The sequence below is a fragment of the Candidatus Sordicultor fermentans genome (genome assembly GCF_012728195.1).
Lineage (GTDB): Bacteria > Atribacterota > Atribacteria > Atribacterales > Caldatribacteriaceae > Sordicultor > Sordicultor fermentans.
In genome coordinates, this window is record NZ_JAAYFP010000220.1 from 1 (window position 1) to 5,797 (window position 5,797).

6 protein-coding genes are annotated in these 5,797 nt (G+C 42.9%); 3 read left to right on the plus strand and 3 right to left on the minus strand.

Annotated elements, in window-relative coordinates; all coding sequences use genetic code 11:
- The 3 genes from GXZ17_RS10645 to hflK form a co-directional block, all read right to left on the minus strand.
- Positions 1–618, minus strand: a 618-nt coding sequence (locus tag GXZ17_RS10645) for a hypothetical protein (RefSeq protein WP_409377260.1), incomplete at its 3' end; no start/stop codon positions are given.
- A 233-nt stretch (positions 619–851) separates the two neighbouring features.
- The gene (gene hflC, locus GXZ17_RS10650; protein WP_409377261.1) at positions 852–1,736 is read right to left on the minus strand and encodes a protease modulator HflC; all 885 of its coding nucleotides are present in this window, start codon (positions 1,734–1,736) and stop codon (positions 852–854) included.
- Positions 1,729–2,721, minus strand: coding sequence for an FtsH protease activity modulator HflK (gene hflK, locus GXZ17_RS10655; protein WP_409377262.1), 993 nt, complete (start codon positions 2,719–2,721; stop codon positions 1,729–1,731). Before hflK ends, hflC begins: the two co-directional genes overlap by 8 nt.
- A 118-nt stretch (positions 2,722–2,839) precedes the next feature.
- On the opposite strand from hflK, the gene GXZ17_RS10660 reads away from it, so the two are divergent.
- The 3 genes from GXZ17_RS10660 to GXZ17_RS10670 all read left to right on the plus strand — a co-directional run bounded on the left by GXZ17_RS10660 (position 2,840) and on the right by GXZ17_RS10670 (position 5,646).
- Positions 2,840–4,516, plus strand: a complete 1,677-nt coding sequence (locus tag GXZ17_RS10660) for a thiamine pyrophosphate-binding protein (protein ID WP_409377263.1) — start codon at positions 2,840–2,842, stop codon at positions 4,514–4,516.
- A gap of 385 nt (positions 4,517–4,901) precedes the next feature.
- Entirely contained in the window at positions 4,902–5,237 is a 336-nt protein-coding gene (locus GXZ17_RS10665; RefSeq protein ID WP_409377264.1) for a hypothetical protein, read from the plus strand.
- 1 nt (position 5,238) lies between these two features.
- The gene (locus tag GXZ17_RS10670; protein ID WP_409377265.1) at positions 5,239–5,646 is read left to right on the plus strand and encodes an ImmA/IrrE family metallo-endopeptidase; all 408 of its coding nucleotides are present in this window, start codon (positions 5,239–5,241) and stop codon (positions 5,644–5,646) included.
- The last annotated feature ends 151 nt before the right edge of the window (positions 5,647–5,797 follow it).

A 5,797-nucleotide genomic window follows, 5' to 3' on the forward strand; every position in this document is an offset into this window, starting at 1 on the left:
GTATTCTGACACTCTTTCCATTGCTACTGGTTTTTCGCTTTTCATCACTCGAGGCCGGGCTTCTTCCACAGCCAGCTTCATTTCATCTGCAATCCCCCTTGCCGTTTCCTCAAATAAAAATACCGGCTCTCCAAGCAGCCAGCTTATATGCACATTCTCCCAGGTCATGCTTTTGTGATTGGAGAGAAATACTGAGGGATAAAGGTAAAAAAAGGAATTTCTCTCATCCCATATTGCCATATACTGTCCTTTCCAATTAAATCCACTCATAAAAAAGGAAAGGAGAAAAGAGTAGGAACCGGCTTCTTGAGCCTCAATTTCAACCTGATATCCATTTGCAGAAGTAGTAGCAACGGTTTTCAAAGAAGTTAAAGGATCGAGAGGATGAAAATAGAGTCTTTCGCGAAGAAGATTGTCTCCGGTTAAGAAAAAGCGATTCTCCCCCTCCTCGAGTGACAAAGTGACTTTTTCAACCACCCAGGCCCGGTCAATATTCTGATAAATTGTTAACCAAGATTCATCAGGACTCACGGATTGGGAAAGGAGAGCGTGGGATATTGGTGAGAAGCCAAAAAAAATACTGAGAAAAAACGCTAATATTAAACTGTATTTTTTCATACTTCACCTCCGCAAACAACTAATTTTAACTCTTTACTTCCAAAGCGCAACCTGTCTATCAAAACATGTTTAATGAAGTATTTTCTCAAATTTGTAATATTTTTAAAACTCCGCAGAAAACTTATCTCTTAAATTTACAGTTAATTTCGCGGTGACAGAAAGAAGAGCGCTGCAGGCACGCTGGAATGTATTTCCCAGCATTGTTGTGTTTAGTTTTTTAATAATTTACGCTTTTAATCTCGCGTCGCAGACTGCCTTGGGCTTTTCAAGTAATTTAATATTTCAGATTCAGGAGTGAGAATGAGGGTGTCTTTTTCAGTAAAAGATTTTTCATACATTTCCATAGTTCTTAAAAAAGCAAAAAATTCCGGGTCCTGGTTATAGGCTTCTGCGTAAATCTTGAGAGCCTCGGCCTCCCCTTCTCCCCGGATGATTTGAGCTTCTCTTCTTGCTTCAGCTAAAATCAAGGCCTTTTCCCGATCGGCAGCAGCTTGAACTTTAGTTGCCTCTTCTTCACCTTCTGAACGGTACTGCTTGGCCTGCTGTTCTCTTTCGGTTTGCATTCGCTGAAAAACTGCTTCTTCGTTCTGGGAGGGGAGGTCAGCCCGTTTTATCCTGACGTCTACCACTTCCACCCCAAAATCTTGAGCCTTGAGGTTGGTTTTAGCGGTTACCCTCTCCATAATTTGCCCTCTCTCTGTGGCTACTATATCCATCAGCTCAACTTTGCCGACCTCTGTCCGAAGCTCAGAATAGGCAATGTCATCAATTCTCACCATCGCCCTAGCCTCGCTCACCACTGTTTGCAAAAAAAGCAAGGGATCCACTATCTTCCAGCGAGCATAGTAGTCAATTAGCAGAGTTTTTTTGTCTTCGGTAATTACCTCTTCAGGAGGAGAATCGTATTCCAGCAGCCTTTTATCAAATTTGTAAACCACCTGGAGGGGATAAGGTAGCTTGAGGTGGAGCCCGCTTTCTTTTATCGTAGCTATTGGTTTACCTAACTGCAGAATAACTGCCTGTTCGGTTTCATCCAGGATATACCAGGGACGGATAATCACTACAACCGCTATAATTATCAGCACCATAGTAAGCTGAGTTAACCTTTTTCTACTCATCTTCAGCCTCTCTCGTCACTAAAGGTAAAAATTTTAAAACGCTCTCGTTATTTTCCTGGCTGTCGAATATAAATTTATTCACTTGAGGCCATACGGTCTCCATGGTTTCCAGGAAAATCCGCTCTCGAGAGATATCGGGGTTAAGCTGGTATTCCGAGAGAACTCGGAGGAAACGAGCAGCTTCTCCCTCAGCTTCTTTAATAACCGTAGCCTGAAAAGCCTGAGCTTCCTCCAGAATTTTAGCCGCCTCTCCTCTCGCCTGAGGAACAACCTGATTACGGTAGGCCTGAGCTTGATTAATAAAACGGGCTCGATCTTCCCGGGCACTGGCTACATCTCTGAAAGCGGCGGCCACTTCCTGCGGGGGTTGAACATCTTGCAGCTGAACCGCTACCACATCAATTCCGCTCTGGTAAGAGTCTAAAATTTCTTGCGTCAAAGACCTGGCTTCCTGTTGAACGTCAGATCGCCCTACGGTGAGCACCTCATCAATGCCTTTTTTGCCCACCACTTCTCGCATAGCAGCTTCGGCCGCATTTCGTACCGCATTTTCTGCATCGCGAATAAGAAACAGGTAAGCATAAGGGTCAGAAATTCGATATTGAACTATATACTGGCAGTCTACAATATTTTCATCTCCGGTGAGCATTAAGGATTCTTCCGGAAAAAGCTGGTGGTGAGGAGGAGCACCGGGGTACAGGGTGCGAAAACCAATTTCTATTCTCCTAAGTTCGGTTACTTTGGGTTTTACTACGGTTTGAAAAGGATAAGGAAGATGATAATGAAGGCCGGGGGGTACCTGCCGAGAAAATTTCCCCAGAGTTCTTACCATACCAACCTCATCAGGACCTACAACATAAATCCCAGTCAGGAAATAAATGGCTATTACAATTACTATTACCAAGTACCCTAAACGCTTAAAAAAGCGGGTAATCTTCGAATCATGCAAATTGATAACTTTGCCTTCGGGCTCATCATAAAACATAACAATTTCAATTGTACGCTATCAGATTTGAATTTGCAAATTTTGCCGGGCTCTGGCAAAGCCCCTGGGAGAAATATAAGCTATAATACAGGTAAAAGAACCTGCAAGGAGGAAGAAAATGGCGTTGTTAACTGGATGGCAGGCAGTAGTAAAAGCTTTGTGTTTAGAAGGTATTCAGTTCGTTTATGGACTTCCGAGCAGTCCCAAGGATTTGTACGATGCTCTTTATGACGAGCCTTCCATCAAGGCGATTCAGGTACGACACGAAGCAGCAGGAGGATTTATGGCTATGGCTCATGCTCTCTCGACTGGTGAGCCGGCCGTTTGTTATGCCAGTCAAGGACCGGGCATTGCAAATATAACACCTGCTATGCTGGAATCTTTAGCAGCATGTGCCCCGGTTATACTGCTTGGAGCGGGTGTAGATGGACATATATACGGCAAGGGTGCCTTCCAAGAGACCGACCAGATAAGCATTATGTCCCCTATTACCAAGTGGGCTGTTCGAGTTCCTTATGCTGAAAAAATCCCCTGGACTATTCGCAGAGCTTTTTTCCTGGCGACAAATGGACAGCCTGGCCCTGTATACATAGAAATACCTCCCGAAGTTGGCAGAAATCGAGCTGATATCCCCGATTATATACCTGCCGTGCGGCATCTCAAGACAGCGGGAGATTACAACCAGATTAAAAAAGCCATCGAACTTATTTCCCGCAGCGAACGGCCAGTAATTGTTGCCGGTGGAGGCGCACGAAGGTCTCGAGCTCACGATGAGCTGAGGGAATTAGCAGATTTACTGGGCATGCCTATAATGACTACTCCTTCAGGACGAGGCAGTATAGAAGAAGACCATCCTCTTCACTTTGGAGGAGTCGGGATATACAGAAACAGTCTGGGGATTAAGACATTTGCTGAAGCAGATTTGCTGATCACCGTGGGTTCTCGCAATGAAGAGTTCCAGACTGGTGCCTGGAAGCTTTTTCCTGAAGGGGCAAAGTTCATCCAAATTGATATCGAGTCCTTTGAGATTGGTCGTAATTGGCTTCCTGATATCCCCATATGGGGAGATGCCAAAATAGTGTTGGCTTCAATCTTAGAAGGTATAAGAGACCTTGCCACTCCAAAATGGGAAGAGCGCCGGGAAAAATATTCTGAGGAAAAAAGGGCTTATGAGGCCCAGGTAGAAGAGGAATGCAGAAAGTGTAACGATATACCCATAAAGAGCAAACGGGTGGTTTATGAAATCAACCAGGTCTTCGGACGCAACACGATTATGGTTCATGAAAACGGGAGTCAGGACCTCTGGTCATACTACAGCCCTTATTATCGGGTGTTAGATCGAGATGGAGACATTGCCCCTGGAGAGCAAACCTGTATGGGCGCAGGTGTTATGGGTGCTGTAGGAGTAAAACTTGCCCACCCCGATAAAAAGGTAGTATGTGTCACCGGCGATGGTGCATTTCAAATGTATAATCAGGATGTTCCCACAGCAGTTCAATATGATGCACCGGTCACCTGGGTGATATTGAACAATTTTAGCCTGGGGTGGCCCAAGGTAGGGCAAAAAGAGCTGGGTGGCCGCTATATTGCAACAGACTTCACTGTTCAGCCAGATTTCGTTCAGATGGCTCATGCCTACAGCTGTTATGGTGAACGCATAGAAAAGCCAGAAGATATCCGTGGTGCACTGGAGCGAGCACTAAAAGCAAACGAATCGGGTAAGCCGGCTATCCTCGATTTCATAGTCGATCCTGACGACTTAGCCGAGGGTTTTAATCTATATCGAAAACTGTAAAAATCTGGTCGGCGAAGGAGGACTTAAAAACCTAAGACCCCGATTGCAAGACTTAAGCATGGGTGTTTTGCTATACCTCTAAGCGCTTCTAAAGCGCTTAAACCTGGGTTCTCCGTTTTGTAATTTTATCAATTTTAATTGGATTGCTACAAAATTTCTACGGTACTCCTGAGCCTTACAAGACCTTGGGAAATAAAATTTTTCTTTACCTCTTTTTCTAACTCTCTCACTTTATCCTCCGTCTCCCTTTCTCTTTATTTAAAATACTTCTTTTCTAAAATCCCTAGCACTTTTTGGAAAATATTTTGTTTTAGTTTATAATTGGGTTATGAAACTCAACGAATGGGATTAAGGCAAAAAGTTAAGGGAAGACTTGCTGAAGCTCTTGGGTATTGAAGTTGCTGTATATAGATACCCTAAGGGAGATAGCAACCCTAGCATTAAACATATCAAGAAACTCACTAAATTGTTCAATACTCCAGAGAGCGAACTTTTAGCTATGAAGGGCATATCTATTGACATTAGTTCTTCTAATGAACCCACTGAAAGAGACGAACTGGAAGCAGAACTACGAGAATTGGCTAAATCTTTTGACCGTGTTCTTTTTGACCAATTTGTTGACGCCGCTAGTCAATTGGACGAAGACGCTATGCGAGACGTAATAAAATTTATGCGTTTCATAATTGAGAAAGAGAAGGAGGGAAAGGAGGGAAAAAAATAAATTGCTTCAATTCCCACTTTATCTTGGTTCATATCTAAGTTCTTTGGTTGAGGCTAAAGCCAACCAATTCAGTAAAGTGCGAAATGAAAACGAAGCAATACTTCTTGCTGGTGAATTTGGTATTACTATTTATTACTTAAATTTCTGTTCTCTTAAGGGACTTTTGCTTCAAGCCAATGACAAAGTAATTGTAGGGATAAATAAAGAACTTCCTGAAGTACTGCGGGTGAAAAGTATCTTACACGAAATAGGTCACTATGTTCTACACGATGATAACCGCCTCAAACCTGTTTTTGCTGATTGGCATACTATGTTCAACCGAGAGGAAAGGGAAGCAGATTATTTCGCTTGGTGCTTAATGAGTGAGAGGCTGAAAGAAGAGTATTTAGAATATAGTCTAATAAAATAGGAGGTGTGTATTTATGAAGCGCTCAGCTATTTTGTGTTTAACTATAGTTTTTGTGTTATTTATCACCACCATTGCTTTTGCATCTATTGATGATGATTTGGCAAAAATCAAGTCTGCTTATGAAAGTGGTAATATAGATGAATTTAAAAAA

Coding starts and splice junctions, on each gene's coding strand:
- GXZ17_RS10660 (WP_409377263.1), top strand. CDS start 2,840: ATGGCGTTGTTAACTGGATGGCAGGCAGTAGTAAAAGCTTTGTGTTTA.
- hflK (WP_409377262.1), bottom strand. CDS start 2,721: ATGTTTTATGATGAGCCCGAAGGCAAAGTTATCAATTTGCATGATTCG.
- hflC (WP_409377261.1), bottom strand. CDS start 1,736: ATGAGTAGAAAAAGGTTAACTCAGCTTACTATGGTGCTGATAATTATA.